The sequence below is a fragment of the Afipia dichlorophenoxyacetatis genome, from assembly GCF_055386385.1.
In genome coordinates this window covers 2,391,968-2,417,458 of sequence record NZ_AP029250.1, presented here as the reverse complement: position 1 = coordinate 2,417,458, position 25,491 = coordinate 2,391,968, and the positions used below count along the sequence as shown (strand labels likewise).

General features: G+C 60.2%; 21 protein-coding genes and 1 pseudogene. 6 read left to right on the top strand and 16 right to left on the bottom strand.

The features are described 5' to 3' along the window. Positions 1-8: 8 nt before the first annotated feature. Entirely contained in the window at positions 9-1,034 is a 1,026-nt protein-coding gene (locus ACZ5C3_RS11270; protein ID WP_464037719.1) for a c-type cytochrome, read from the bottom strand. Between the two features lie 99 nt (positions 1,035-1,133). Then, a complete protein-coding gene (locus ACZ5C3_RS11265) occupies positions 1,134-2,117 on the bottom strand; it encodes an AraC family transcriptional regulator (protein WP_464044719.1) in 984 nt (327 codons plus the stop codon). Positions 2,118-2,329: 212 nt separating this feature from the next. On the opposite strand from ACZ5C3_RS11265, the pseudogene ACZ5C3_RS11260 reads away from it, so the two are divergent. Then, a pseudogene (locus ACZ5C3_RS11260) lies at positions 2,330-2,851 on the top strand (LabA-like NYN domain-containing protein); the annotation flags it as partial. Between the two features lie 40 nt (positions 2,852-2,891). On the opposite strand, the gene ACZ5C3_RS11255 reads toward ACZ5C3_RS11260, so the two are convergent. The 9 genes from ACZ5C3_RS11255 to ACZ5C3_RS11215 form a co-directional block, all read right to left on the bottom strand. Beyond that, positions 2,892-4,109, bottom strand: coding sequence for a winged helix-turn-helix domain-containing protein (locus tag ACZ5C3_RS11255; RefSeq protein WP_464044718.1), 1,218 nt, complete (start codon positions 4,107-4,109; stop codon positions 2,892-2,894). Between the two features lie 86 nt (positions 4,110-4,195). Next, the gene (gene tcuB, locus ACZ5C3_RS11250; protein ID WP_464037715.1) at positions 4,196-5,392 is read right to left on the bottom strand and encodes a tricarballylate utilization 4Fe-4S protein TcuB; all 1,197 of its coding nucleotides are present in this window, start codon (positions 5,390-5,392) and stop codon (positions 4,196-4,198) included. Next, complete coding sequence (gene tcuA / locus ACZ5C3_RS11245) at positions 5,376-6,806, bottom strand: FAD-dependent tricarballylate dehydrogenase TcuA (RefSeq protein ID WP_464037714.1); 1,431 nt, start codon at positions 6,804-6,806, stop codon at positions 5,376-5,378. The genes tcuB and tcuA overlap by 17 nt, the downstream gene beginning before the upstream one ends. 30 nt (positions 6,807-6,836) lie before the next feature. Further along, positions 6,837-7,616 carry an IclR family transcriptional regulator gene (locus ACZ5C3_RS11240; RefSeq protein WP_464037712.1) on the bottom strand — a complete coding sequence of 260 codons (780 nt, stop codon included), beginning with the start codon at positions 7,614-7,616 and terminating at the stop codon, positions 6,837-6,839. Between the two features lie 21 nt (positions 7,617-7,637). Further along, positions 7,638-8,525 carry an NAD(P)-dependent oxidoreductase gene (locus ACZ5C3_RS11235; RefSeq protein WP_464037710.1) on the bottom strand — a complete coding sequence of 296 codons (888 nt, stop codon included), beginning with the start codon at positions 8,523-8,525 and terminating at the stop codon, positions 7,638-7,640. A 95-nt stretch (positions 8,526-8,620) separates the two neighbouring features. After that, on the bottom strand, positions 8,621-9,832 hold the full coding sequence (locus ACZ5C3_RS11230) for an ABC transporter substrate-binding protein (protein WP_464037708.1): 1,212 nt from the start codon (positions 9,830-9,832) through the stop codon (positions 8,621-8,623). Between the two features lie 17 nt (positions 9,833-9,849). Next, entirely contained in the window at positions 9,850-10,701 is an 852-nt protein-coding gene (locus ACZ5C3_RS11225; RefSeq protein WP_464037707.1) for an alpha/beta fold hydrolase, read from the bottom strand. Next, positions 10,698-11,096 (bottom strand): hypothetical protein, encoded by a 399-nt coding sequence (locus ACZ5C3_RS11220; RefSeq protein WP_464037705.1) that lies wholly within the window; start codon positions 11,094-11,096, stop codon positions 10,698-10,700. Before ACZ5C3_RS11220 ends, ACZ5C3_RS11225 begins: the two co-directional genes overlap by 4 nt. After that, positions 11,093-12,070 (bottom strand): Bug family tripartite tricarboxylate transporter substrate binding protein, encoded by a 978-nt coding sequence (locus ACZ5C3_RS11215; protein ID WP_464037704.1) that lies wholly within the window; start codon positions 12,068-12,070, stop codon positions 11,093-11,095. The genes ACZ5C3_RS11220 and ACZ5C3_RS11215 overlap by 4 nt, the downstream gene beginning before the upstream one ends. A 177-nt stretch (positions 12,071-12,247) precedes the next feature. Here ACZ5C3_RS11215 and ACZ5C3_RS11210 point away from each other — a divergent pair, with 177 nt between their 5' ends. Then, positions 12,248-13,672: an NAD-dependent succinate-semialdehyde dehydrogenase gene (locus tag ACZ5C3_RS11210; protein WP_464037702.1), complete on the top strand. Its 1,425-nt coding sequence runs from the start codon at positions 12,248-12,250 to the stop codon at positions 13,670-13,672. A 106-nt stretch (positions 13,673-13,778) separates the two neighbouring features. On the opposite strand, the gene ACZ5C3_RS11205 is transcribed toward ACZ5C3_RS11210, so the two are convergent. Further along, positions 13,779-15,251, bottom strand: a complete 1,473-nt coding sequence (locus tag ACZ5C3_RS11205; protein ID WP_464044717.1) for an FAD-dependent oxidoreductase — start codon at positions 15,249-15,251, stop codon at positions 13,779-13,781. A 67-nt stretch (positions 15,252-15,318) separates the two neighbouring features. Here ACZ5C3_RS11205 and ACZ5C3_RS11200 point away from each other — a divergent pair, with 67 nt between their 5' ends. After that, a complete protein-coding gene (locus ACZ5C3_RS11200; protein ID WP_464037696.1) occupies positions 15,319-15,966 on the top strand; it encodes a TetR/AcrR family transcriptional regulator C-terminal domain-containing protein in 648 nt (215 codons plus the stop codon). Positions 15,967-16,262: 296 nt separating this feature from the next. Further along, on the top strand, positions 16,263-17,456 hold the full coding sequence (locus ACZ5C3_RS11195; RefSeq protein ID WP_464044716.1) for a serine hydrolase domain-containing protein: 1,194 nt from the start codon (positions 16,263-16,265) through the stop codon (positions 17,454-17,456). 70 nt (positions 17,457-17,526) lie between these two features. Here ACZ5C3_RS11195 and ACZ5C3_RS11190 read toward each other — a convergent pair whose 3' ends face one another. Both ACZ5C3_RS11190 and ACZ5C3_RS11185 read right to left on the bottom strand, forming a co-directional pair. Next, positions 17,527-18,942 (bottom strand): sodium:solute symporter family protein, encoded by a 1,416-nt coding sequence (locus ACZ5C3_RS11190; RefSeq protein WP_464037692.1) that lies wholly within the window; start codon positions 18,940-18,942, stop codon positions 17,527-17,529. Between the two features lie 87 nt (positions 18,943-19,029). Then, positions 19,030-20,169, bottom strand: a complete 1,140-nt coding sequence (locus ACZ5C3_RS11185) for an alpha/beta hydrolase (protein ID WP_464037690.1) — start codon at positions 20,167-20,169, stop codon at positions 19,030-19,032. Positions 20,170-20,342: 173 nt separating this feature from the next. Here ACZ5C3_RS11185 and ACZ5C3_RS11180 point away from each other — a divergent pair, with 173 nt between their 5' ends. After that, positions 20,343-21,125: an IclR family transcriptional regulator gene (locus ACZ5C3_RS11180; protein WP_464037688.1), complete on the top strand. Its 783-nt coding sequence runs from the start codon at positions 20,343-20,345 to the stop codon at positions 21,123-21,125. 7 nt (positions 21,126-21,132) lie between these two features. Here the strand turns inward: ACZ5C3_RS11180 and ACZ5C3_RS11175 are convergent, their stop codons facing one another. Both ACZ5C3_RS11175 and ACZ5C3_RS11170 read right to left on the bottom strand, forming a co-directional pair. Further along, entirely contained in the window at positions 21,133-22,512 is a 1,380-nt protein-coding gene (locus ACZ5C3_RS11175; RefSeq protein ID WP_464037686.1) for an FAD-dependent oxidoreductase, read from the bottom strand. A gap of 738 nt (positions 22,513-23,250) precedes the next feature. Further along, entirely contained in the window at positions 23,251-23,790 is a 540-nt protein-coding gene (locus tag ACZ5C3_RS11170) for a hypothetical protein (protein WP_464037684.1), read from the bottom strand. Between the two features lie 201 nt (positions 23,791-23,991). Between ACZ5C3_RS11170 and ACZ5C3_RS11165 the strand changes: the two genes are divergently transcribed. Next, entirely contained in the window at positions 23,992-25,089 is a 1,098-nt protein-coding gene (locus ACZ5C3_RS11165) for a hypothetical protein (RefSeq protein ID WP_464044715.1), read from the top strand. The last annotated feature ends 402 nt before the right edge of the window (positions 25,090-25,491 follow it).

The window sequence follows — 25,491 nt, the reverse complement described above, 5'->3', positions numbered from 1 at the left end:
TCGACTGCTCACGGCCCCTTCTTTGCTTTCAACTTCGCAATGGCAGCCCGGATCGGTGCGAACGGTCCATACTTGTGCTGCCGCTCACTGTATCCATCGGCATAGGGGCCGTATGGCGCATCGACCGGCTTTTTCAAGAGATCGGGAAAATCCTTGTCCAGCCCGGCCTTCTTGGGACGGGGCATTGAGACAACAAAGGCCGCGACATCCCACGCCTGCTCCACCGAGAGCTGCGGGTTCAGATAATCCGCGCCATGCGGCATGTTGAAATGCAAGAAGTTCGCCGCGGTGATCAAGCACGCCATGCCTGCACCGTCGTTGAAACTATCCGAACCCCATAGCGGCGGCATCATATAGCCGAGATCGGTCGTCGGCAGGCTGCGGCGAATACCCGAGCCGTCGGTGTTGTGACAGGCCTGACAAGAGTTAACGTAGATCGCCTTGCCGCGAACGGGATCGGCCGCACGCTTGAGTTCGGCCATGGTGCCGGCACCGAGGCCGGGCAGAATCTGGCCGGGCGCAACGCCCGACGAGAGAAATTTAATGTAAGCGACGATCGCCTGCATCTCGGCACTGTCGATCGGCAGCTCGCGGCCATTCATGCTGCGCATCATGCAGGAATTCACCCGATCCTCGATGGTGATCTCGGCACCGAGCCGGGCGCTGTATTGCGGAAATAATTCGAACAGGCCGAAGATCGGCAATCCGAACTTCTTCGTTCCGGCTTCAAGATGACAGTTGGTGCACGCGAGATTATTGCCCGCAAACCGTTTGGCGGGATCGGACACTTCGGGCCCGATATGGGCATAGGTCGCGGTGATGAGATCGCGCCCGCGCCGCACCTGCGCACCGAAGGCATCGTTCGGCAATGCGCCGACCTCCGGCACTGTCCAGATGGTGGACGCTGGCATTGGCGGCGTCTGTGCACGGGCCGGACCGTAAGCAGCGAGCCCGAATGTCACGGCGGCTAGAATGAAGCTTTCGCGAAATAGAGAGACACCAAAGTAAGAAAAACAATGTTTCTGAAATAACATCTCGGCCCTCGCGTTTGAGTGGCAGCACGATCTATTTCTACGGCAAAGACTTAAGCAAAGCAGAATCCGATGCCCGAATGAGTGCGGCAACGGACCCGATCAACCGGTTTTTGCCGTGTCCGCACCCGCACGCAGTTCAGACGGCGTGATGCCATACCAACGCTTGAACGCGTGCGTGAATGTGCTCACCTCCCGATACCCCAGCAGCCAAGCAATCTGTGAAATCGACAGATCGCCATGGGTCAAATACGACTTCGCAAGGTCGGCCTTGTTTTGATCCAGGATCCCCGAGAAAGTTTGGCCTTCCGATGCCAACAGGCGCGCAAGGGTGCGATGGCTGACGCCGAGCTCCTTGGCGATGGTTGATGCCTTGGCTTTTCCATGCGGAAGCAAAGGACCAATCACATGCTCCACTTTTGAGCGGACGCTGGTTCGTTCCGGCGTCCGGTTCGCCAGGGCCTCGTCTGCGTACTGCACGAGCATCTCGTGCAGGTATTTGTCATTGCCGATCATCGGAAGCGTATTCACCAGCGCGGGGAAAGCAATTTCATCCACGTCCGCGCCGTATGTCATCTCGCAACCCAAGAACGCGCGGCACTCCGGCGGCGTCGCTTCGCGGACATGCCTGACGCGAAACTGTCGTGGCGCGATCCGCGATCCGGTGATTTGCCGGCACACCCGGACAATCGAAAACATCCAGAATTCAAATTGATGCCGGTCCGATAGACGCTCGACGCCGGCACAGTCGAGTGTGATGGCCGCGCGGTCGGCGTCAAAATTGATCCCGATGCCCTCGTTGACGATCCGCGTGTAGCGCTGACCATTGCTCATGGCATCCGCGAAGCTGTCGGACGACGACATGATATAGTAGAGCAAGCCTATCTCGCGCAGATCAAAGCCTTGCGAAAGGTGAAAGCCAAGAAGATCGTCTTGCAGCGCTTCGGCTGCAATCTTCAAGAACTTGACCTGGGCTGAGACCTCGATCCAGCGGCTGGCGTCGTCGACGTCATCGGCCGTCAGACCTGCCTTCTCCAGCAAGGGCGCCAGCGGCAGGCCGGCCGCGCGCAGCTTGGCGCATGCCATTCGCGTGGCCGCTCCGGCCGCGCTTGGAACTGCTGATAGCGGCGACTTCCCGGGAATACCCATGCCAATACCGCCCTGTCGTGCACCAGGCGCCAAAAGTCAAACAATTGGCCCGAGATAGCAAGGCACGACAGGGCACCTCCCAAAAAGTTGCCATCAACGCAGCCGATCTCATCGGGTCTTCATCACCTTTAAATTTGCAAGGGAAATAAATGGCAATGTCGCCATCGGCCCGGGTCGGGCTTTTTATTGACGGCCCCAATCTCCATGCGACGTCCAAAGCCCTCGGCTTCGATATCGACTTCAAACGCCTTCTGGCGCAATTCGAGTGCCTCGGATCAATATGGCGCGCCTACTACTACACCGCTATTTCCGAAGACGAGAGGCAACGTTCGTTTCGTCCGCTGGTCGATTGGCTCGACTACAACGGCTACACAGTCATCGCCAAGCGAGCCAAAGACTTCGTCGACGACAATGGCCAGCGCAGGACAAAGGCCAACACGAATATCGAGCTCGCCGTGGATGCCATGGCGCTTGCGGGACAATTCGATCAGATGGTGTTGTTCTCCGGTGATGGCGACTTCCGCGCCATGGTCGAAGCCGTGCAGCGGCGCGGCGTGCGGGTGACGGTCGTCTCGACGACATCAACCCAACCGCCAATGCTGGCCGACGAATTGCGGCGGCAGGCCGACGTGTTCATCGACCTTGCTTCGCTTAAGCTCAGCGTTGGCCGCGGTGCTTGATAGGCCCGCCTTGGCTCAAGCGTTACGCGCGTTACGTTCCAAGCGAAAGTGAATTATCTTCCAAACTCTGGAGGTTATTGGGTTCTCCAGCTTCGGCACCCGAGGTGTTGACCTGGAATGTCTCGAACTGGCCGATCTTCTCTTCGATGCGACGCTTGAGGTCTTTCCGACCAGATCGCGCAATCCAGGTCCATTTCTGGATCAGGAGCGCTTTTGCCTCGCGATCGGTCTTAAAATCGATTGCGGCGACGATCTCTCCGTCAACCAGGACAGGCAGCGCAAAGTAGCCGTAGACGCGACGCTCTTTCGGAAGGTACGCCTCAAATCGGTGCTCATATCCGAAAAAGAGTTTCAGGCGCTTTCGCTGGATCACCAGCGGATCGAACGGCGATAGAATGTGGACGTGGCCGCCCAGATCGTCATGTGCTGCGTCCAAAGTCTCTGGCGAAGCCCAATGCACCTGTTTTCCAGCGTCATTTAACTGAACGGCGACCAGCTCTTTGCGCCGCGTTCGTCGCTCGATCACTTTTCTCACCGCCGCTTTACTCGGCGCGTCCAGGTGACAAATCGAGTCAAGACTAACCAGCCCTTGCGAGCGCAACGCTCTGTCCAGCAAGTACTCCGCAACTTCAGCCGTACTCGCCGCTTTCGGCGCCCTTTCCCAACCGAAGTGGCGACCGATCAAATCGTAGCTTTTCAGCATTCCGTTGCGCTCGCTGATCGCGAGCAATCCAGAATAAAAAGCCAGTTGGAGCGCCCGCTTCGACGGCTTCCGGCTGGCCCATGGATGGTCCTTCTCCTGAAGAACATCGTCCTCGATATCCCGAATCGTCAAAGCACCGCCCTTTTTGACAAGCGTCATGACTTTCCTGAGATCGGCCTTCGATACTGATTTGAACCAACCACCCGGATTGGCCCGGTGCTCCTTCATCGCTCTCACGAAGAAACGGAGATCTCGCGTCGGAATATAGGAAAGTGCGTGCGTCCAGTATTCGAACACGCTTTTCTCCACGCTCTGCGCGGCATGGAGGTCCGCGCGCCGATAATCCGGAAGCCGTGTCCATAGGATATGATGGTGGCACCGCTCGATCACATTGATCGTATCGATTTGCACGTATCCGAGATGCTCGACTGTGCGCGCAACTGCGTTTGCGCCCTCAGTCGAAAAGATCGGCTCTAGCAGTCCTTGCGCACGAAGCCAGATCTGCTTCGCCTTCAAATTGTCGATGTGAATGTTCTTGCTCACCATATCCGCGTGCCTTCGGCCGTCCCATTCAACGGACCACATCCCGGCATATAGGTATTCAATCGCGGATCAAAAAGCGATCTTGGCTCTTACTCCCCGCCCAACCCCAGCCGGTTCGGCATGCGCTTTTCGATGTTGAACTTGAGCAGCGCAACGGAGCGGAAGATGCCGTGGGCGAACTTCCCATAGGGCAATGTGAGGAACAGCGCCATCACCGTGCCGAGATGAACGGCGAGCCACAGCGCCATGAACGATGTATCGCGCAGCAGCAGCAGCGCGAGGCCGGTGACGCTGACCAGCAGCAACAGCAGGATGAAGCCACGGTCCATGCCGTGCTGCGCGGGATCGCCGTGCTTGGGGTCACGGTTGAGGTTCAGCCAGAGAAGACCGATGGGACCAACGACGAGGCCGATGCCGCCGAGCGAGCCCAAGGTCACCGGCAGGCTCGCGAAGTCATATGGCGCGTGGAGATTGAGCAGATAGTGATAGAGCGTCGCGACACACGTCGCCGCGAAGCACAGCAGGAAGCCGTAGAGCGTGAAGTGATGGAAGCGCCGCCGCCACAGCGTGAAGCGGTCGTCCTCCTCGTTGCACCCTTCCCCATGGCCGCCGCCGAGATAGCGCAATTGCGCGACATCGGAGACAGACTCCGCCACTGCGGGAACGCGCGCCTTGGCAATGGCGGCGATATCGCGCGCATCGCCGCTGTTCGCGGGCGACACTTCGCGCCAGAACCGCATCACGCCGATGCCAAGCGCCAGAATGGCGTAGAGAAATACGATGCTGAACAGCACCGCGAGGAAATTATGCGGGAAGATCGCGTAGAAGTTTCCCTTGAGCGGTTCGTGGAACAGCCGCCCGTTCATGGCAATCGCAAGCACAAGAAACAGCGACAGCCCGCCAGCCAACGCCCACGCCACCGTCAGCCCCGCGCGCTGATAGGCGCGGCCGAACGCGGCCGGCCACGCATATTCCTGATAGGTGCGCACGCGCACCTTCGCCATGGCCTGCGGCACGTTGACGGCGAACTCGTGCGGCGGCGCGTATTGGCACGCATGCAGGCACGAGCCGCAGTTATGGCAGAGGTTGGCGAGATAATGCGTGTCGGCCTGATTGAATTCCAGCCGCCGCGTCATCGCCGGAAACACCGCGCAGAAGCCTTCGCAATAGCGGCACGCGTTGCAGATCTGCATGACGCGCGCGACCTCCGCTTCGTCCGCGCTCAACGCACTGACGAGGCTGACATCGCTGGGATCCTGCACGGCCAGATCAGTGAGCCGCTGCATAGGCCAATTCCTTCTCGAATGTCGGGTGCTTGAAACCCGCGCTCTGCGCGGCATTGACGCCTGCGATGCGGCCGAACGCAGTGCCGATGCTCATACCGACGCCGGCGGTGTAGCCCTTGCCGAGCACATTGCCCGCCACCATCTCCCCCGCCGCGAACAGGTTCTCGCTCGGCGCATCGTTAAAGCGCACCGCTGCGGTGAAATCCGTCTTCATGCCGAGATAGGTGAAGGTGATGCCGGGCTTGAGCGGATAGGCATAAAACGGCGGCGTGTCGATGACGCGGGCCCAGTGCGTCTTCGCGGGCGTCAGGCCTTCGGTTCGGCAATCGTCCAGCGCGGTGTGATCGAACGTGCCGGGCCGGCACGCGGCATTATAGGCCGAGAGCGTCTGCATGAAGGTCGCGGGATCGAGACCGATTTTAGTAGCCAGTTCTTCCAGCGTGTTGGCCTTGGTGCCGTCGAACACCGGCGGCATGAAGCGGCCAATGGCTTTCTGGTCGATGATCGACCACGCGGTCTGGCCCGGCTGCTGGGCCACCAGGCGGCCCCAGATGGCATAACGCTTGGGCCAGAAATCTTCGCCCTCGTCGTAGAAGCGTTGCGCGTCGCGGTTCACCACCACGCCGAGCGAGACGCAATCGATGCGCGTGCAGATGCCGCCATCGTAAAGCGGCGCGCGGGCATCGATGGCGACGCAATGCGCCTGGGTCGGATCGCCGATGGACTCCGCGCCCTGATCGATCATGAATTTCAGCAGTACACCCTGATTGAACCGCGTGCCGCGGATTAGGAAGTTTTCGGCGGTCCACTCGCCGCGCTCGTTCTGGCCCCACGCCTCGCGCTGCCATTCCAGATTGGATTCGAAGCCGCCGCAGGCCAGCACGCACGTCTTCGCTTCAATCCGCTCGCCGCCTTCCGTGATCGCGGCGATGAAGCGGCCGTCCTTTATTTCAAGACTTTTGACCGGCGTGTCGTAACGGATCTCGACACCGAGATTGGTCGCGCTGCGGTAATAGGCATTCACCAGCGCCTTGCCGCCACCCATGAAAAACGCGTTCGTGCGCGCCACATGCAGCGCGCCGGAGAGCGGCGGCTGAAAGCGCACGCCGTGGCTTTGCATCCAGGGCCGGCATTGCGACGAATGACGGATTACCATGCGCGCCAGCGGCTCGTTGGTGAGGCCACCGGTGACCTTGAGCAGATCCTGCCAGTATTCTTCTTCTGGATAGGCTTCGACCAGCACATCCTGCGGCGCGTCGTGCATGCAGCGCAGGTTGCGCACATGCATGGAGTTGCCGCCGCGCCATTCGCGCGGTGCGGATTCCAGCATCAGCACCGATGCGCCCGCCTCGCGCGCCATCAGCGCCGAACACAGCGCTGCGTTGCCGCCGCCGATGACCAGAACGTCAATCATGAATCATACCTTCGAAGCACACGCGCCGCCTCACTTTTTGAACGCAGGCCAGGCGCCACCGAGATTAAGCGTCAGCGCCTTCGCCACCGGGCCGAGCACGCGCTTCATCTCCGCAATTTCAGCCTTGCCGAACCGCTCGCGCGGGCCGGACAACGAGATCACGCCGATCAACATGCCGCGCGGGCCGAACACGGGCGCCGCCACCGCCGCGCAGCTCGGGTCACGCTCGCCGAGCGAGACGTCGAAACCATGAGCACGGATCGCATCGTAACGCGCACCGCTACGCCCATCGTTATAGGTCAGGATAATGTGTCCGGCCGCGCCGTGCAGCAGCGCGTAGCTGGCACCCGCTTCCACACGATCGAGCGTCGCATGGTTCGAATTCACCCGGAACAGACACAGGCGATTGTCCGCATCCTGCCGCACATGGAACGACGCACTCTCGGTGCCTTCATCGACCAACTGTTGCAGCGCGGGCAGCACATGATGGCCGATGGCATTCTTGCGATTGAACGCCACACCGAGACGAAAAGCCGTCGGCCCGAGATCGTAGCTGCCGTCGGGTAGCCGCATCACATAGCCGTTGGTGATCAGCGATCCGAGCAGGCGGAGTATCGTGCTCTTGTAGAAGCCGGTCCGCGCGGCAAGCTCGGCCAGCGTCACCGGCTGGTCCGAGCCTTCGAGGGCTGCAACGATCGACAACGCCCGCTCGACGGCGGCGACGCCCTCGCCAGCCTCGCGAGCAGGCGTATCCGCTGCCGCAGTTTCCGCAGCAGGTGCTTTCGCCAATTTTGTCGCCGTCTTCTTCATGGCTCTTTCAAGGTTCTCGGGTCAGCTCGCGTGCGACGCCTTGATGATGCGCGCCAGCACCGGCCAGTAGAGATCGCCGTAGCCGGCGTCAATCGCCTTACCCAGCATCTTGTCGGCCAGCTCCGCACCGCGCAGCTTGATATCGACAGACTGCGCGAGATCGAGCGCATAAGCGATATCCTTGCGGGCATATTCGGTGGAGAACGCGCGCTCCGGGAAGTTATCCGGCAGCATCGCCTTCATGCCGTGATTGCGCAATGCAAAGCTATCCGCCGATCCCTTGGCCAGCGTCTCGAACACCAGCTTGCCGTCGAGCCCGGCGCGCTTCGCCGTTTCCAGCGCTTCGCCGAGCGCGACCACAGTCTGCATCAACACCATGTTATTGAGGATCTTCACCACCTGCCCAGCACCGACCGCGCCGCAATGGGTGATGTCGGTGGCAAACGTCGCGATCAGCGGCTGCAGCTTGTTGAACACGGCTTCGTCCGCGCCGACCATGACGCTGAGCGTGCCTTCTTCTGCCGCCTGACGCGTGCGCGCGATCGGCGCGTCGGCATAGCTCGCGCCTTTTGCATTGAAACGCTTGGCAAGCTCGCGGCTCGCTTCCACCGGCGAGGTGCCGAGATCCACAATGGTGTGGCGCGCCTCGGCGTGGGCGAGCAAGCCGTCATCACCATCGCACACGGCCGCGACATGTTTGCCGCTCGGCAGCGCCATGAAGATCACATCGCATTGCTTAGCAAGCTCAGCCAGCGATGCCGCGCGCTTTACGCCCACAGCCTCCAGCCGCTGCAGCGGTTCATCCGCACGATCGAAACCAAACACCGGCGTGCCGGTCTTACGGGCGAGATTGCGGCAGATCGGCTCGCCCATCACACCAAGACCGATGAAACCAATGGCACCTGTCATGCCGGACTCCTTCAACTTCAGTTCACTTCAAGATAGAGAGAGCGGACGCGGCACCTTCGTTAGATGCTAGAGCCGCGCCCGCGATGTGTTGACACTCAGTTCTGCACCAGCGGGCAGCCGCCCTCGTTCATCGGACGGAACGCTTCTTCGCCGGGCGATGTGTTGATGACCTTGTAGTAGTCGTACTTGTACTTCGATTCTTCCGGCTTCTTCACTTGCATCAGATACATGGTGTGCAGCACGCGGCCGTCCGGACGGATGGTGACGTCCTTGTTGTACATGTCGTTGACCTTCATCTCGTGCATCTTCTTGGCGACGGCGGCCGTGTCCTTGGTGCCTGCGGCCTTCACCGCGGCGAGATAGTGATGCACGCCGCTGTAGACGCCGGCCTGCACCAGGCTCGGCACCTTGCCGCCGGTGGCTGCAAAGTAACGCTTCGCCCAGGCGCGGGTCTCGTCGTTCAAGTCCCAGTAGAACGATGTCGTCAGTTGCAGTCCCTGCGTGGCCTTGAGGCCAAGCGCATTGACATCGGTGATGAAGACCAGAAGGCCCGCGAGCTGCTGGCCGCTTTCCACGATGCCGAATTCGCCCGCCTGCTTGATCGCGGTCTGCACGTCGGCGCCGGATGTGGCGAGACCGACGACCTTGGCCTTGGAGCCCTGTGCCTGCAGCAGGAACGAGGCCATGTCGGTGGAGCCGAGCGGATGCGCCGCCGAGCCCACCACCTTGCCGCCCGCCGCCTCGATGAACTTGGTGGAGTCGCGCTGCAATGCATGGCCAAACGCGTAATCGGCCGTGACGAAATACCAGCTGGTGCCGCCGGCCTTGGTGACCGCCAGCCCCGTCATCTTGGCGAGAGCATACGTGTCGTACGCGAAGTGGAAGCTGACCGGCGAGCACGACTTGCCGGTGAAGTCCGACGAACCCGAACCGCTGATGACGAAGATCTTGTTCTTCTGCTTGGCGACTTCGAGCATTGCAAAGCCTGCCGACGACGCGGCACCATCCGCAAGGATGTCGACGTTTTCAGTGTCGAACCATTTGCGCGCTATGGCAGCAGCAACATCCGGCTTGTTCTGGTGATCGGCGGAGACCACCTCGATCTTCATACCCGCAATCTCGCCGCCGAAATCTTCCGCTGCGAGCTTTGCCGCGGCCACCGAACCGAGGCCGCCATTGTCCGCGAACACGCCGGATTGATCGTTCAGCACGCCGATCTTGATGGTGTCAGCGGCATGCGCCGCCTGCCCTGCGACCAGCAGCGCCGCCGATAAATACAAACTTCTCGTCAATGCCTTGAAAGTCATACGTCCCTCTTCACTCGTTACTGCTGTTTCAAAATGTCGTTGAGCACCGGCGCGATGTAGCGCCGGAACTGGGTTGGGTTCTCACTCATCGGGAAATGCCCAAGCTGCTCCATGATCGTGACTTGCGCGCCCTTGATGCCGTTTGCCGTGCGCAGCGTGTCTTCCGGCATGCACGAGAAATCGTATTCGCCGGTGAGCAGATAGAGCGGGCACGTTTGGGTATCGATCGCGTCCGTGCGGCCGCGCAGGTCGCCATCGACGCGATAGAAATAGAGATCGCCCTTGAATACGCCGGGGCCGCCCTGCTTGTAGGCCCACAGGGTTTCCATGCGCGCTTCCGCCGGGCTTTGCGGCGCGACGAGACCCGACACCAGTGCGGCGCAGACTTCGCCGCCGTGAATGTCCGGCCGGTTCAGCCACTCGGTGTCGTACCACGGCGCCTGGAAGTCAGCGGCCTCCAGGCCGACCAGCGCGCGAAATTCGGAGGCGTGATCGATGGCAAGATTGAGCACGATACGCCCGCCGATCGAGCAACCCATCACGATGGGCTTGTCGAGTTCGAGCGCCGCGCAGAACGCGCGGATGGTTTTGGTGTAGCGCGCCGTGGTGAGCTGATATTCACTGCCGTCCCAGTTCGCAGGCGGATTGGACTTGCCGTGCCAGGGCACGTCGAACGCGATGATGCGGAAGTGCTTAGCGAACTCCTCATCCGCCAGCAGATAGCGCCACTGCCGTCCGTCAGAGCCTGCGGTGTGGAGACACACCAGCGGAATGCCCTGCCCCGCTTCCTCGAAATAAATCCGGTGCGGCGTGTCGTCGATGTCGACATGAACGTAGCGCCCCACCATGGGCTCGATGCGGCCGCTCATGCTGCGCCTCCTGACGATCGCGGCAGCGCCAGCAGATCCTTGAAATACTGAAGATGAGTCATGAACGGCTGAATGTCGCCTTCCAGCGTCGCCTCGCCGCGCTTGGTAAGCGAGAGCAGATCGTGCCAGCCGGCTTTCGGCATATGCTCCCAATACGCGGTCCAGGCCTGCGGCGTCGCGCGATAGGCAAAGCGCCACGAGCGCATCAGGATCGGCGCCGGCGCCATGTCGATGATGCGGCCGCCGCGAATGGAGACATGAAATGCTTGCTCCGTGGATCCGAGCAGGCAATCCACATCGAGAAAGCGCCCGCGGTGCATCAGCGGCTCATTGCACGCCAAGAGATCAGGAATTTGCGTGAACGCCTGCGTCACGCTCGCCTCAGATTTTTTCAAGACCGGACTCCTTGATGATGCGGCCCCACAATTCGGTCTGCTGCGTCACATACTCCGCAAGCCCTGCGGACGTTGAAATGTTGAAGTCCGATATCGGCGAAGAACGTCTGCGCTTCCGGCGAGGTGACGACTTGTGTCAGCGCCTTGTTCAGCGTCTGGACAACATCATCGGGTGTGCCCTTGGGCACGAACAGCCCGCTCCACGCCGCGAAGTCGTAGCCGGGCAACCCTGCCTCGGCCATGGTCGGCACATTCGGCAGTGAAGCAACGCGCACTGGTGTGGTGACGCCGAGCGCGCGCAACGAGCCCTGCTGTATGAATTCGCGCGTCACGGCAATGTCAGTGATGATGAACTCGATGCGGCCGCCCAGAAGATCCGTGATCGCCTGCGGCGTGCCGGGATAGGACACGCGCACAGCATCCACGCCCGCCATCGACTTCACCAGCTGGGCCGCCGCCATGCTGCCGGTGTTGCCCGTGCCATAGCTTAATTTGCCGGGATTGGCCTTCGCATAGCTGATGAACTCCGCGAGGTCCTTCGCGGGGAAATCCTTCGCCACCACCATCACCAGCGGATTGCGCGTCAAGCGCGCCACCGGCACGAAGTCCGCCACCGGGTCGAACGGCAGCTTGTTGTAGAGATGCACGTTGGCGGAGTGCGTCGAATTGGTCGCAAGATAAAGCGTGTAACCATCGGGCGCTGCGCGCGCCGCTTCTTTCGCACCGAGATTGCCGTTGGCGCCAGGCTTGTTCTCGACGATGATTTTCTGATTGAGCACCGTGCCAACCTTTTCGGCCAGAAAGCGCGCTTCCACGTCGGTGGCGCTGCCCGCCGGAAACGGCACCAGCAATTTGATCAAGCGGTTCGGATAGCCGTCCGCCGCGCGCGCGGTCGGCGCGAGCACAACGGCTGTCGCCAGCAGCAATGCCGCGACTGCCCGACGCGTGAGCGCCGCTCCTCGTGTTCCTCTCATTCGTCCTCCCGCTTTTTGTTTCTTGATTGTCCGGATCGGCGAGCCGCACTCGCATCACCGTCATCCCTTGTTTACGCGTTCCGTCTGACAGAACACTTGTTCTGTAATATCAACATATGATTGGATGGCGCGCAAGAGAGGCAACTGCCCCACCGCGAACAGGAACTGGACTTCGACATGACCTACCCCACCATCGAGCTTTACATCGACGGACGCTGGCGCCAGGCGAACGGCGCACCGATCATCAACCCTGCGGACGAAAGTGTGCTGGGAACGGTGCCGCACGCTTCCCGCGCCGATATCGACGATGCGCTCGATGCAGCGACGCGCGGCTTCAACGTGTGGCGCAACACCCCGCCGAATGCGCGCGCGCAGATCATCCTGCGTGCGGCAGCCCTCATCCGCGAACGCGTGAACGAGATGGCCGTGGCGATGACGCTGGAGCAAGGCAAGCCGCTCGATCAGGCCAAGCTCGAAATCCTGCGCGGCTGCGAGATTATCGAATGGGATGCGACGGAAGGCATGCGGCTCTATGGCCGCGTCATTCCCGCGGGCCCCGGCCTGCAGCACACGGTGTATCGCCAGCCGATCGGCCCGGTGGCTGCGTTCTCGCCATGGAATTTCCCGATGAGTTCGCCGGCGCGTAAAGTGGCGGGCGCGCTGTCATCAGGCTGCTCGATCATTCTGAAGGCCTCGGAAGAAACGCCGGCCGGCGCGCTGCAGCTCGTGCGCGCCTTCCACGATGCAGGCCTTCCCCCGGGCGTGCTCAATCTCGTGTTCGGCGATCCGGCGGAAATCTCGAGCTATCTCGTGCCGCAACCGTCCATTCGCCTGATCACGTTTACGGGCTCGGTGCCGGTCGGCAAGCATCTTGCCGCCATGGCGGGCGCGCACATGAAGCCTGCGATCATGGAGCTCGGCGGCCACGGCCCCGTCATCGTGTGCGATGATGTCGATCCTGTTGCCACCGCCGCAGCGTCCGTCGTATCCAAGTCACGCAACGCCGGACAAGTCTGCGTCGCGCCGACGCGCTTCTTCGTGCAGGAGTCGAGCTTCGACAAATTCGCCAGCACTTTCGCCGAGCGCGCCGCGCAATTGAAAATCGGCAACGGCATGGACCCCTCAACGCAATTAGGTCCGCTGGCCAATCCACGGCGCATCGAAGCGATGGAGCGGCTGGTGGCGGACGCCACATCGCGCGGCGTGCGCCTACTCGCGGGCGGACAGCGCATCGGCAATCGCGGCTACTTCTATCCCCTCACCGTGCTCGCCGACGTGCCGGAGGATGCGCTTGCGATGAACGAAGAGCCGTTCGGCCCGCTGGCGCTGGTCAATCCCGTGCGCAGTCTCGATGAAGCCATCAGCAAAGCCAATGCTCTGCCGTTTGGTCTTGCCGCTTATGCCTTCACCAACTCGGCGGACAATGTGCAGCGACTGTCGAACGGCGTGGAGACCGGCAACCTCTCGATCAACCACTTTGTGGCATCAACAGCGGAGACACCATTCGGCGGCGTGAAGGACTCAGGCTATGGCCGCGAGGGCGGCACCGAAGGCCTCTCCTGCTACACAGTAGCCAAGAACGTCTCGCACAAGTTCAACTGAGGCGAAGGCATCGACCCGGCGAGAACATGACGTACGTTCTCGCCGGGCATCAATGCTTCATCACGCGCGTGAATACCTCCACAACGGCAGCGCAGAAGCTGGCCAATCAGGCGATGCTGCGCACGCCTTCCGCGGCGCGCACGTGGGCAACGTAGCCATCCGGACGGACAAGCATTGCGGCAAATTTGCCGAGCAAGCCATCGTTGCCGTCGGATGCCAGATGGACGACGTTGATTGCACCCATGACCGGCGTCGGGACGCTCTCAGCTGCAACTTGCAACTGGACCCAGTGGCCTCCTTCAAGGCATTGATAAAGCGTCGTGCGTGAACCGTCCCTCAGCACGAGATTCCGATCGGGAAGACGGTGCCCACTCACGCCTGTCCAATGTTGCCAATCTCGTTCCGCCTGAAACAGCGGCTCCGGATAAGCGACACCAAAGCCGGAGAGCTGATCCGAGAGCTGGCGATTGATTTCGGGCACGCGAAGAAATCCGCTGAGCATGCCCCGCAAAGCCAACGCCGGCGGATCGAATGCGGAAAACAGTGCGAACTGTGCAAGCGAGTCCTGTCGAAGCGCCTCACCGACCGGCCAACGCTCTGACTGATAGCTATCGAGCAATTCATCAGTCGCGGTGCCGTTGAGTACGCTTGCCAGTTTCCAACCGAGATTCATCGCGTCCTGGATGCCGACATTCATGCCCTGACCGCCCATCGGCGGATTGATGTGAGCGGCATCGCCGGCGAGGAAAACGCGTCCTTTCTGATAGAACTCCGCGAGACGCGATTCATCCGTGAAACGCGAAATCCAAACGGGATCACGTGGGCGGAGATCCCTGCCGAAGATGCGCGCCGCGGAAGCTGCGATTTCAGCGAGCGATACCGGTTCGGATGGCGCGATAGTGCTTGACGAAGCATCAATGACGCCAATTCTGTGATGGACGCCATCGCCACGCGGCGCGAGGACCAGACCACCAGCCGCGTTGACGAGGGTCAGAACTGGCTTCTCTGGAGGCGCATCGAGCACAACGTCTGCCAAGGTCATTGTATGCCGTGGCGGATGACCGACAAAATCGATATCTACGGCCTGCCTGACAAGGCTGCGCGCACCGTCGGCGCCAACGGTGTAACGCGCAGCAAAGCTGAATGGTGTTTCGCCGTTACGGCCCCGTATAGAGACGCCATCTGTCCCCTGTTCCACCTTTTCCACAGTGTGGCCGCGTCTGATGTCCACGCCCAATTCGCGTGCGCGCTCTTCGATGACTCCTTCAGTTGTCGCCTGTGGCAGAAACAGCGTGAAAGCAAAACGCGAATCCAACTTCGAGAAATCGAACAAGGTGTCCAGCCCGCCGAAGTGGAAGCCCGCGATCGGACGCCCTTGTGAGAGGAAGCGCTCTGCTATTCCACGCAGAGCGAACACCTCCAGCGTTCGGCCATGGACGGTCAATGCGCGGGATTGGGTGACGCGCTCGGTGCGCCGTTCCAGCACGATAACTTTGACTTTTGCGAGCGCCAGTTCGCAGGCAAGCCACAGGCCTACCGGGCCGCCGCCAATGACGACGACGTCGAATTCGTTGCTCATGATCAATTCTCCACGTATCTTACATCGTTAGATAGGATCTAACAATGTTAGGGAGAGAAAAAGGCAGATGGCTGCTGGCGCGGGCGTTAAACAAGAGTTGATCGTACAAACGGCTCTGACGTTGCTCGATGAGGTCGGGCTGGAGGGCCTCACGATGCGAGGACTCGCCAACGCCTTGAAGATTCAGGCGCCTTCGCTCTATTGGCATTTCCCCAACAAGCAGGCGCTATTGGACGGCATGGCGGATGCCATTTTTGGCGCCGTGTCACTGCCGCGACATGTAACGGGCAAAGCCTGGGACAAGCGGCTGAAAGCTGTTGTCCGTGCCATCCGGCAGGCTTTCCTGGCTCACCGCGATGGCGCTCGCGTCTTCGCCGGCACCTATGTCCCCACCGACAACGTGCTCCGCGTCGTGGAAGCCATGATGGCACTGATGCGGGAAGCCGGCGCCTCGCCCAAGCTTTCAACCGACACCGCCTTCACCCTTGTCTATTACGTGCTGGGTTTCACGACGGAGGAACAAGGACTGGATCCGCGAACAGGCGGCCCGCTCGATCTCACGAGCCGGCAAGCGGAGTTCGCGAGCCTTGCAGCGAAGAGTTATCCAAACATCCGCGTCGCATTGAAGCACATGTTCAGTAACGATTTCGACGATCGCTTCGAACAAGGACTCGACTTGCTGATCCGTGGGCTCAAAGCGCGGATCGGGCCGTAGTTCACTTCTCGCGGACAAGCAGCACTCTTGAAGCGCCGCCAATAGCGCCTTGATGTGTCAACAGTTGATTATGTTTGATCTTACGGGGAGACTCCTCTGTTATATCAGGGATGCCCATAGTATTTCGGATCTCTTTCGCTGCCGAAAACGTCGTGGGGCATCAGACAAAGTGAAGTTCTTGGGAGAACGAAATGTCCAACTCTCGCGCAACGCCAGGCTCAGCGTCGCTTTCAGCCTCGCCGCGTTCAGCGTGCATCGCACCAATTAAAAAGTCTCTTCAATCAAAAAGCGCTATCTTGGCCCTCGCATTGGCTTTCACAGTCCCCGCGCATGCGAAAGACAACGGCGCTTATCCTCACGCCAAGGAGCAGATCGGCACAGGCCAGCAACTCTACGACGGAGTTCTGACTCCTGAGTTGACCGCAAACACGCTTCGCAACGTCGATCGGCTCTTTCCAACACGAACGGTGAAGCCATCGAGCCAGCCGCGGGCTTTCCAGCCGTCAGAAAAGCCGCTCACTCAGGTTAAGTTCTCCGTCAACGACCGCACTTACGACCTGTTCGACTTCCTGGCGGTCAACCGGGTGTCCGGGCTCATCATTCTCAAGGATGGTAAGGTTGCCTACGAGACCTATCAGCTCGGCAACACGGCGCGCACGCGATGGACATCGATGTCGGTTGCGAAATCTATCACATCGACATTGATCGGGGCCGCTCTCAAGGACGGGTACATCAAGAGTCTGGACGAGGACGTCACGAAGTACGTACCTCGGCTGAAAAACAGCGCCTATGAGGGTGTGACTATCCGCGACGTGCTCATGATGTCGTCCGGCACCAAATGGGACGAGACTTACACGAACCCCAACTCCGATCGCCGCCATTTGCTCAAGGCGCAGGAATCGCAAAAGCGGGAGGCGGCCATGGATGTCATGGCCGGTCTCTCGCGGGCAGTCGAACCCGGGACCAAGTTCAACTACAGCACCGGCGAAACCCAGGTCGCCGGAGAAATCCTGTACGGCGCAATTAAGCGGCCGCTGGCTGACTATCTCACCGACAAGATCTGGAAACCCTACGGTATGGAGGCCGAAGCCAAGTGGTGGCTGGACTCTCCGAACGGTCTGGAAATCGCCGGCAGCGGCCTGTCCGCAACGCTGCGCGACTTTGCCCGATTTGGCCAGTTCTATCTCGACGGCGGCAAGGTGAACGGCCAATCAATCCTGCCCGACGGCTGGATGCAGGAAGCGAGTACACCCAAAGTCCTGAAGGGCGGCACGAATCTGGACTACGGCTACATGTGGTGGATTGCGACATCCGATAAAGCGCGGGCCGACAAAGCCTTCATGGCCCGCGGCATCTTCGGCCAGTTCATCTACATCAATCCCAAAGAGCGCGTGATCATCGCCATGACAAGTGCGGCATCGAAGCCGCAAAATCTCCAGCTCATTCCGACACAGGCATTCTTTGACGCCGTGTCAGATGCACTGAAATAACGAAACAGCCGCCGCGAGAGTGATCTCGCGGCGGCTGTTTGTTGTCCTCTTCCGCGCAGAGCGCATGGCCCTATCGTGCGTCGGGCTCGACAGGCGACAAGGCTCGTGTTTCACCGAACATGTGCGTCACCGCGCGTTCGAGTAGCATCACCACCAGCGGGGTGACGAGTGCGATATAGATGTCGTCAATGCCAAACGGATCACCCGCCACATACCATGCCGTCGTGGTCAGGGTCGCCGCAATCAAGCCGAGCGTCGCGCCGCGATTGCTTCCGAAACCCGGCAGATAAAACGCGACGACCGCAACCACGGAAATCGACAAGCGCAACGCTCTCGTGAAGAACGAGAGGTGCAACACCCCGGGGACGTAGAAGACGAACAGCAGCGGAATGAAGCCGATCGGGATCGAGAGCAGCCGCGACATCCGGAATTCGGCTTCCGGTGTCGGGTTCCTGGCGGGGACGTAGAAGTCCCGCACGATCAGCGCAGATGTCGCCAACCCGACACTGCTTACACCGACCAGGACCGACGCAACGACCGAGACCGTCACGATTCCCGCGAGGAACGGTGGCATGTGATTGAGAAACACCGGAAAGGCGTAAAGGCTCTTCAAATCAGGAAACAGGACCTTCGCTCCGACCCCGATGAGGCCGAGAGCGACGCTCACTGGCAAGATCAGCAGCGCCGCAGTTAGGCAAGCCTTGCGGACGTCTTGAGGACCTTTGAGCGACGAGATCGCCTGCATGATGTACTGCGTGGAGAAGATCGAGCCAACGCTGGCGATCGTCCAGGCGATGATTGTCGTGAGCCCGACTTTTCCATCCCACGTGAAATAAACGGCCGGCAGCTTTTCCATCATCGGCTTGACGCCGCCGGTCATGTACAGGGCTGTGCCCATCACGATCATGATCCCGATATACTTCATTCCTGTGTGCAGGAGTGACACGTAAGCCGCGCTCTTCTGACCGCCGATGATACAGTACAGGGTGCTGACGGCCGCGATCAGGATCGACGCGGATGTGAGCGACATATGGAACACTGACGAGAGCGCCGCCGCCCCGCTGATGTAGAACGCGAGGTTCACCAGCAGCAGCGCATAGATCATGATCAATGAAATGGTGAGCTGCGTCGAGCGGCCGTACTTCTTGGCGATCGCGGCGGAGATCGTGTACTCGCCGGACGTATAGAGCCTTCGTGCGAGCACCCACCCGAACAGCGCGAAGCCCAGCGAGACGCTCACCACGGCCCAGATCGCCGCCATGCCTGACTCAAATGCGGCCTGGGCGACCCCGATAGTCGACTTCGGAGCGATGAATTCGGACATCATCAGCACGCCGATCACCAAGGCCGGGACCGAGCGCGCAGCCACCAGGAAGTCCGAAGACGTTTTTGCCCGGAAGCGGTACGTCAGCCAGGACACAATCACCATGTAGATCACCACCATGGCGGCGATGAGAGCGGTGCTTTCAGACTCGAAGCCCTTCATTGTTTTGTTTCCTCCGTTGGATCGGACCTAGCGCCCGGTGTTATCGGTGTCGAACTCTTCTTTCTTGCTTGGAGAGCTGTCTGTGATTCAAAGTGTGTGCAGCCTCACGAACTCAATGAGCTTTGCGCACACGGCTTGCGGCTGCTCCTGTTGAACCCAGTGCCCTGCCCCCTCGATGAAGCAGGGAGCGGTCATATCGGTGAAAACTGTTTCCCTCATTCTCTCGAGGCCACCGGGGACCTGATGCGCGCCCCAATCCTTATCGCCGGCAATGAAGAGAGCCGGACAATCGATCTTCCGCGCGGAGAATAAAGCGAGGTCTTCGGCCAACGCGCCATTCATCCGGCCGCGATACCATTGCAAGCCGCCCTGAAAACCGGTTCGCGCGTATTCGGCGCTGTAAAAGGACAACTCATGCTCGGGCAGCCATCGGCAGGAAGCGATCGTGGTCGCGTTCGGCATCTCGGGAGCGACGGACTGAGACATGCCGAGCGCGAGCGGCATGACGTAGTAGTTCGGCATCTTGGCCAGCTCTGAAGCCGACCAGGAACGCAGGGCATGCGGTCTGTTTCCAGCCCAGTCGCCGCTCTTGACGTGAAAATAAGCGCGCAAGAAATCGTGGACATTGTGCTGCGGGCCCCACATGTCCTCGTTCGCAGCCCGCGTCGCGAAGTACGCATGGTAATGTTTGCGCGGCGGATCGAGCGCTGCAAGGTGCTGATGAATCACATCCCCCGCCGGTGGCGCCGCCAGCGGCCAGGACGATGGCCCCGCGAAGGGTGAGCTCATGATGACGACAGAGCGAAACAGATCCGGACGCACGAGAGCACAGGCTGCGGCAATAGAGGCGCCGTAGTCGTGGCCCACTACACACGGCACACTGTTCACGCCGAGGATCGTCGTCAACGCCACCATATCCCGAACAAGATTGAGGATGCGAAACGGCACGAGATTGTCGTCATAACTGACAGGCGCCCGGCAAGTTCGGCCGTAGCCGCGCTGGTCCGGCGCGACGACATGGAATCCGGCCTGCGCGAGCGGTCCCATGATGTGCCGCCAGGAATAAGCCAGTTCCGGAAATCCATGGAGGAGCAGGATGACGGGCCGGCCGGGCTGCTCGTAGCCCGCTTCCAGCACGTGCATCGTGAGGCCGTTCACGCCTTCGACCATCCGGGCACGGACGCCCTTCGGCAGCACCGAGATTGGAGCAGGGTCAATCGCGGTCATACAGGTGCTCCGGAAACGTCTGCGGACTCTCGACAGCGTCCTGCACCTTGAGGCATGATGCAGCCACGATAGCTTCGAGCTTGGCCTCGCGAATTGCGCGGGCTCTTGACAATTCGGGCGGTGCGCCCGACGACCGAACGGCGGTGCGAGGCAACAGCAGGATTGGTTGAGACGTGGTACAGCAGGACGAACCTGAGCAGGCTCGCTATATCGTCACAGCCTTGCGGCGCGGTCTCGAAATTCTGCATCTTTTCCGCCGCGACCGGCGCGTCGTGACTCTCCCGGAAATGTCGGCGGCCCTCGACTTGCCGCGAGCGACCGCCTTCCGCTTGGCCTACACCCTCGAGCGCGACGGTTACTTGCAGCGCATCCCGAACTCGCACGCGTTTCGGCTGGGGCCGAAGGTGCTGCTTCTCGGCTTCGATTACCTGGCCACCACTGAAGTCGTGACCTGCGGACGTGATCCGGTCCATGCCCTGCGCGATCGCACAGGCTTCTCCGCGCACATGTGCGTTCGGGACGCGACCGATATTGTCTATGTCCTCAATGCCTCGTCGCATCACCGCATGCGCGGCGAGATTCCGGTGGGCACCCGTTATCCCTGCCATGCCGTCGCTTCGGGACGCGCCCTGCTGTTCGATATGAGCGAAGCTGAACTCGCTGCACTCTACCGCGACGTCAAGATGCAGGCTTATTCCGATCAGACGCCGACGACGGTCAAAGCGCTCTGGGCCCTCCTCAAGAAGGAGCGGGCGAACGGCGTCGCTTCGAATAAATCCGGTTTCGTGAGCGGAATCGTGAGCCTGTCCGCGCCTGTGCGTGATGCAAGTGGCGCGATCGTTGCCGCGATCAACGTGTCGGACTCCGAAACCGTGCTCAAGGATGTCGACGCCGTGCGCGACGAAGTGCTGCGCGCGGCGTCTCAAGTCTCCGCGCAGCTCGGCTGGCGCGCTTAGCATCCCCTCACTGCAACTCGTCCGCATGCAGCGGCATGCCGATGTCGCGAAGTGCGGATTGAACGCGCTCGATCGGGACATTTCGCACCGTCGAATTGCCCTCGACCGCGATCGCAGCGGCGATGCCGGCGGCCTGCCCCGTCGCCATGCAGGCCGGAACATTGCGGCTTCTGCCGTGCGCGACATGGTCGGCCGAGATGCAGCGACCGGCGACCAGCAACTGCTCGACCCCGAGCGGCACCATGCTGCGATACGGCAACTCGTACGGGCTCAGGCCCTGAAAATCGACATCCGCGCCTTTGGCATCGTGCACGTCGAAAGCGGAGACGTCGGCGCCGATGCTGTCCGCGAACGTGCTGCCGCCGCGCACGTCGTCGGCTGTCAAGGTGTACTCGCCCTGGATGTGCCGGGTTTCGCGCACGCCGAGGACCGGGGCAATCTGCGCGATCTTCGCCTTGGCGAAGCCGGGCACTTTGCTCACGAGGAATCGCGCATATTCGTCGATCTGACGGTAGCATTCAACGACGGCGGCGCTGAACTCGATCGGCGAGAACACGTTGACGCCAAGCACGCGCGTGGCGTTGACGTACATGAGGCCGTTGGCTGTCTTGAGCGTGATATTCTCGCGCGGCAGATCGATGCCGGTCTCCGCACGGTAAGCTCGGATCGTCTGATTGAATCCCGTCAGCCACAGCCCGAAGTCGAGATCCTTGTCGTTATCGGGAATAGCCTGAGCCGGAACGTCGTCGGTCTGACGCGCCCAACGCGCCAATTCGATGGTGTCAACATCGGACATCGTGAAATACATACCGACCGGCTGCATCTGCACATCTTCGTGGTCGTCGCCCGAGCCCATCGTGAAAGGTGCACCGGCCCCAGCGGCGATATCGCCGTCGGCCGAACAGTCGATGACCACCTTGGCTCCGATGAAGCTGCGCCCCGCCTTGTTCTCGATGATGACGCCAGTCACCGTGTTGCCGTCGAGCACCGGGCGCGACACCACTGTCTCGAACAGGATCTGAACACCGGCGTCCGCACAGAACCGCGTCAGCAACATCTTCATGATCTCGGGGTCGCAGGGCGACGCGATCTTCACCTTGCCGGTCTTTGTTCCGGCAAAATAGTCGCCACCCGCAGCGCCGTTGGAACGGGCGATGCTCCACAGCTCTTTCGGAAGACCGCCGACGAGAGCGCCTGACGGCTTGGTGTTGAGACCCAGAGTTAGATTGCCGCCGAGCGATCCGAAACGCTCGATGAGGACGACCTTTTTATTTCGTCGCGCTGCCGCAGCTGCCGCGATCGGACCCGTCGTACCGCCTCCGACAACGACGATATCGACCTCCATCAGCACCGGGATGTCGCGCGCCGGCTCTTGGATTGTCCGCATCGAAGCTTCCTCCATTTTCTCTTGCTTCATATATGAAACAACGTTTCAATTTAAGAAAAGAGGTAACAGGGCCCCGCCCTTCGGTCAATTGAGCAACCGCCCTTCGGCTATGCACGAGTCACAGATAAGGCGCGCGATTTTTTGGGAGGCTCCGTCGCTTTCGCATCGCAACAGCGCGATGCTCCCAACGAAGGAGAGAAAGATGGCTTTCGCTTTTTGAAGTGAGTCAGATCGCTCGCGCCGGCGCGATCAAGGAAGCCGTGAGCACCTAGTTATCTCGGACGCGGCGATCATCAATCGGCGCCAACGCTATGCAATGCGCGACTTGTGTCCGTTGTGCGCACCAGAGCACGGCCGATCGACTGACTTCCGCTCGGACCGAATCCAAGAGGCTAGAAAGAAAAATCGGCCGCGCCTATAGGACGCGGCCGATCTGCGAATCTCTTCAGATCTAGTTGCTAGCTCTAGTTGTTCGCTTCAGCCTCTCGCGAAAGACGCAAAGCTCTTAAACGATCCCGATTGGCGTAAAATGCCTTCTCCGCTTCACGGTGCTCCTGCATCGCGCGTGCCGCCTCTTCTGCTCGTTGACGGTCGCGTTGTTGCCGTTGTTCGGGTGTTAAGGGTGCTTTCTGAGATACATTTGTCATGCTTATCAACGCGGATGTGGCAATTTTGTTCCGTTGTTTGGACTAGCGTTGCAGGAACGACTTTGCGATCAGGCCATGTTCGACATGATACTCAGATAAGGACGTAGAATCCCCAGACGCCCGGCGAGAGCTCGCCGGCTGCGAACAGCACCGGCTTTTTAGTATCGCCCACCTCGTAGATGTCGAAATAGTGCCTTTGATCGGGATAGGCGGGATGAGGCAACTGAATGACTTTGTGCCCCGTGGGGCGCCATCTCTCGCCCCAAATTTTCACGCCACCGATTGTGAGGCCATCTCCTCCAAAGCCGACATGCACATCGCGCCAGCCTTCATATTCTATTCCATATGCTTGGGGTTTGAAGCCGGCGCTTTGACCGTTCTCAGGCTGATCGGATATCTCGGACGGGCGTGTATCTTGAGTTTGCCTCATCCGCCCTTGGATCAACCACGTTGAGATCACATAGAAAGCGCCCGCGAGGACGACAAAGATCAACAAGAACGCCAGCGCTACGTCTTGATAATATGCGCCTAACACTCTCATGGGCATCCGATACAGCCCGAGCAGATAAAACAATCCGCAAGAAAGAGCGACACTCAATAAAGAAATCAGCAATCGATACTTGGCAGGCATTATCAATTTTCTCAATGACTGCCGGACATCCTAATCATGCGATAGATCATTCGGCCAGCAGAGTTGCCGTCTGCTCCTTGAAATTCGCTTTTTACTAACGAGAATTTGGGACATCGAAGACCCGCGCCGTTTGGTAAAGCCATAAGAACGGCTCAATTGATCCTTCTCTTGCACATCGAAATTTGCAGTGAGGATTTGCCTGTGCGCAGGTCAATTTTGATTGGTTCGTTTTTGCTGCTTCCGTGGACCGCTACTGCGTCGGAAGCCCCGTTTTCCCCCTCGCCCGACGTGCCTGATTACGTCGCGACCTTCATCTCGGCCAAAGCGATTCCCGAGCACAGGATCGTCCATCATCATGGGGCATGGACCCGGGTTGAGCTGACGCAAGGTGACGACCACACCACCATCTATCACAACGCCGCCCTGCCACTCTTGATCACCATGAATCCCGCCAGCAGCGAGTACCCGAGGCTGAGCATCGAGGCGGCACGGCCAATGCTTGGCTTGCACGAACATCCATCCAAATTGCGTCAGCACGATACTGTCCTGGGCGAGCCCTGCGACGTTTGGGAGGTTGGAGACTTCTTGCGTAGTTGCGTCACGGCGGACGGCATCGAACTCTGGAAAGCGCCCGACGACCCGAAAGCCGCGACAAAGGCTGTTGCGCTGGAACGCCGCGCCGTTGCCGAGAGTGATGTGCTGCCGCCGGCTGAGATCTTCAATTGGACAACATGGTCAGGTCCTGCATCGGATTCCGCCTCGGGCACAAAGGCCGACGCGACCGTCACCATGGAAGCGACCGGTGAGAACCCCGCCCAATGGATCACGCGCGACATCAAGCGGCGTCACCATCACTGGAGCTATTCCGAGAGTTTTGCGGGTGAGGTCAGGCGGAGGCTCCTGATCAACAACAAGACAACCGGGGTGGCCCTTCGCGTCGACACAAATCCCGCCGGCAAGCATGTCAGATTGTGGGCCTGGAAAATGAGAGAAGGCTCAACCGGGCGCCAGCCCATCCCGCTCGTGCCGCTCAGATCGCGGCCTAAGGAAACGGTTCTGGGCGAAGCCTGCAGCTGGTTTACCGTCCAATCGGGACCGGAATACATGCGGCATACCGAGTGCAATACAAAAGACGGACTGACTTTGAAAGAGGTGATCGAAGAGCACGGAAAAATGACGCTCGCCTTGACGGCGACGCGCATTGACCGAACGCCACTGTCACTTGCCGATATGACCCCGCCCCCCTCGGTGTTCGATCCGAAAAACTGGGGAATAATCGATCTGGCGCCGCGCCAATAGAAACAGCATCGGGTCAAACCCCGAGAGCGAGCAACTATATAACAGTCACGCTTCGCGCTTTCGCCCTGCTCGGTATCAGGATGACCACGCGAGGCGCATCCTTCAAATTTTAAGTATCCGTTTTGCTCTCTCTTAAGTCAGAGCGCGGATGCAACTTGTGTTTGAAGATGCGTCGCAGCATGTATCAGCGCGAAGAAATCGTGAATCGGACTCATGACAACCACCATCGCACTCTGCTCCTGCCTGCTCGGCTGGTGGTATTTCATTTGCCGCCCGCCGCTGGGCACCACGTATCTCGACCGCAGGGCGTGCCGTTACTTTTATTAGACGCGCGTTCGTTGACGTTCTTCCGATGCGACGCGTCAAGCTTCTCTTCAGTTGCAGAAGCCGGCACTGGAGCCC

What these genes read in the sequence shown, in the direction of transcription:
- ACZ5C3_RS11175 (WP_464037686.1), bottom strand. Translation starts at nt 22,512, where the DNA reads ATGCGGACAATCCAAGAGCCGGCGCGCGACATCCCGGTGCTGATGGAG.
- ACZ5C3_RS11270 (WP_464037719.1), bottom strand. Translation starts at nt 1,034, where the DNA reads ATGTTATTTCAGAAACATTGTTTTTCTTACTTTGGTGTCTCTCTATTT.
- ACZ5C3_RS11190 (WP_464037692.1), bottom strand. Translation starts at nt 18,942, where the DNA reads ATGAAGGGCTTCGAGTCTGAAAGCACCGCTCTCATCGCCGCCATGGTG.
- ACZ5C3_RS11185 (WP_464037690.1), bottom strand. Translation starts at nt 20,169, where the DNA reads ATGACCGCGATTGACCCTGCTCCAATCTCGGTGCTGCCGAAGGGCGTC.
- ACZ5C3_RS11205 (WP_464044717.1), bottom strand. Translation starts at nt 15,251, where the DNA reads ATGAGCAACGAATTCGACGTCGTCGTCATTGGCGGCGGCCCGGTAGGC.
- ACZ5C3_RS11215 (WP_464037704.1), bottom strand. Translation starts at nt 12,070, where the DNA reads ATGAGAGGAACACGAGGAGCGGCGCTCACGCGTCGGGCAGTCGCGGCA.
- ACZ5C3_RS11230 (WP_464037708.1), bottom strand. Translation starts at nt 9,832, where the DNA reads ATGACTTTCAAGGCATTGACGAGAAGTTTGTATTTATCGGCGGCGCTG.
- tcuA (WP_464037714.1), bottom strand. Translation starts at nt 6,806, where the DNA reads ATGATTGACGTTCTGGTCATCGGCGGCGGCAACGCAGCGCTGTGTTCG.
- ACZ5C3_RS11225 (WP_464037707.1), bottom strand. Translation starts at nt 10,701, where the DNA reads ATGAGCGGCCGCATCGAGCCCATGGTGGGGCGCTACGTTCATGTCGAC.
- ACZ5C3_RS11200 (WP_464037696.1), top strand. Translation starts at nt 15,319, where the DNA reads ATGGCTGCTGGCGCGGGCGTTAAACAAGAGTTGATCGTACAAACGGCT.
- ACZ5C3_RS11255 (WP_464044718.1), bottom strand. Translation starts at nt 4,109, where the DNA reads ATGGTGAGCAAGAACATTCACATCGACAATTTGAAGGCGAAGCAGATC.
- ACZ5C3_RS11170 (WP_464037684.1), bottom strand. Translation starts at nt 23,790, where the DNA reads ATGCCTGCCAAGTATCGATTGCTGATTTCTTTATTGAGTGTCGCTCTT.
- ACZ5C3_RS11240 (WP_464037712.1), bottom strand. Translation starts at nt 7,616, where the DNA reads ATGAAGAAGACGGCGACAAAATTGGCGAAAGCACCTGCTGCGGAAACT.
- ACZ5C3_RS11265 (WP_464044719.1), bottom strand. Translation starts at nt 2,117, where the DNA reads ATGGCATGCGCCAAGCTGCGCGCGGCCGGCCTGCCGCTGGCGCCCTTG.
- ACZ5C3_RS11235 (WP_464037710.1), bottom strand. Translation starts at nt 8,525, where the DNA reads ATGACAGGTGCCATTGGTTTCATCGGTCTTGGTGTGATGGGCGAGCCG.
- tcuB (WP_464037715.1), bottom strand. Translation starts at nt 5,392, where the DNA reads ATGCAGCGGCTCACTGATCTGGCCGTGCAGGATCCCAGCGATGTCAGC.
- ACZ5C3_RS11210 (WP_464037702.1), top strand. Translation starts at nt 12,248, where the DNA reads ATGACCTACCCCACCATCGAGCTTTACATCGACGGACGCTGGCGCCAG.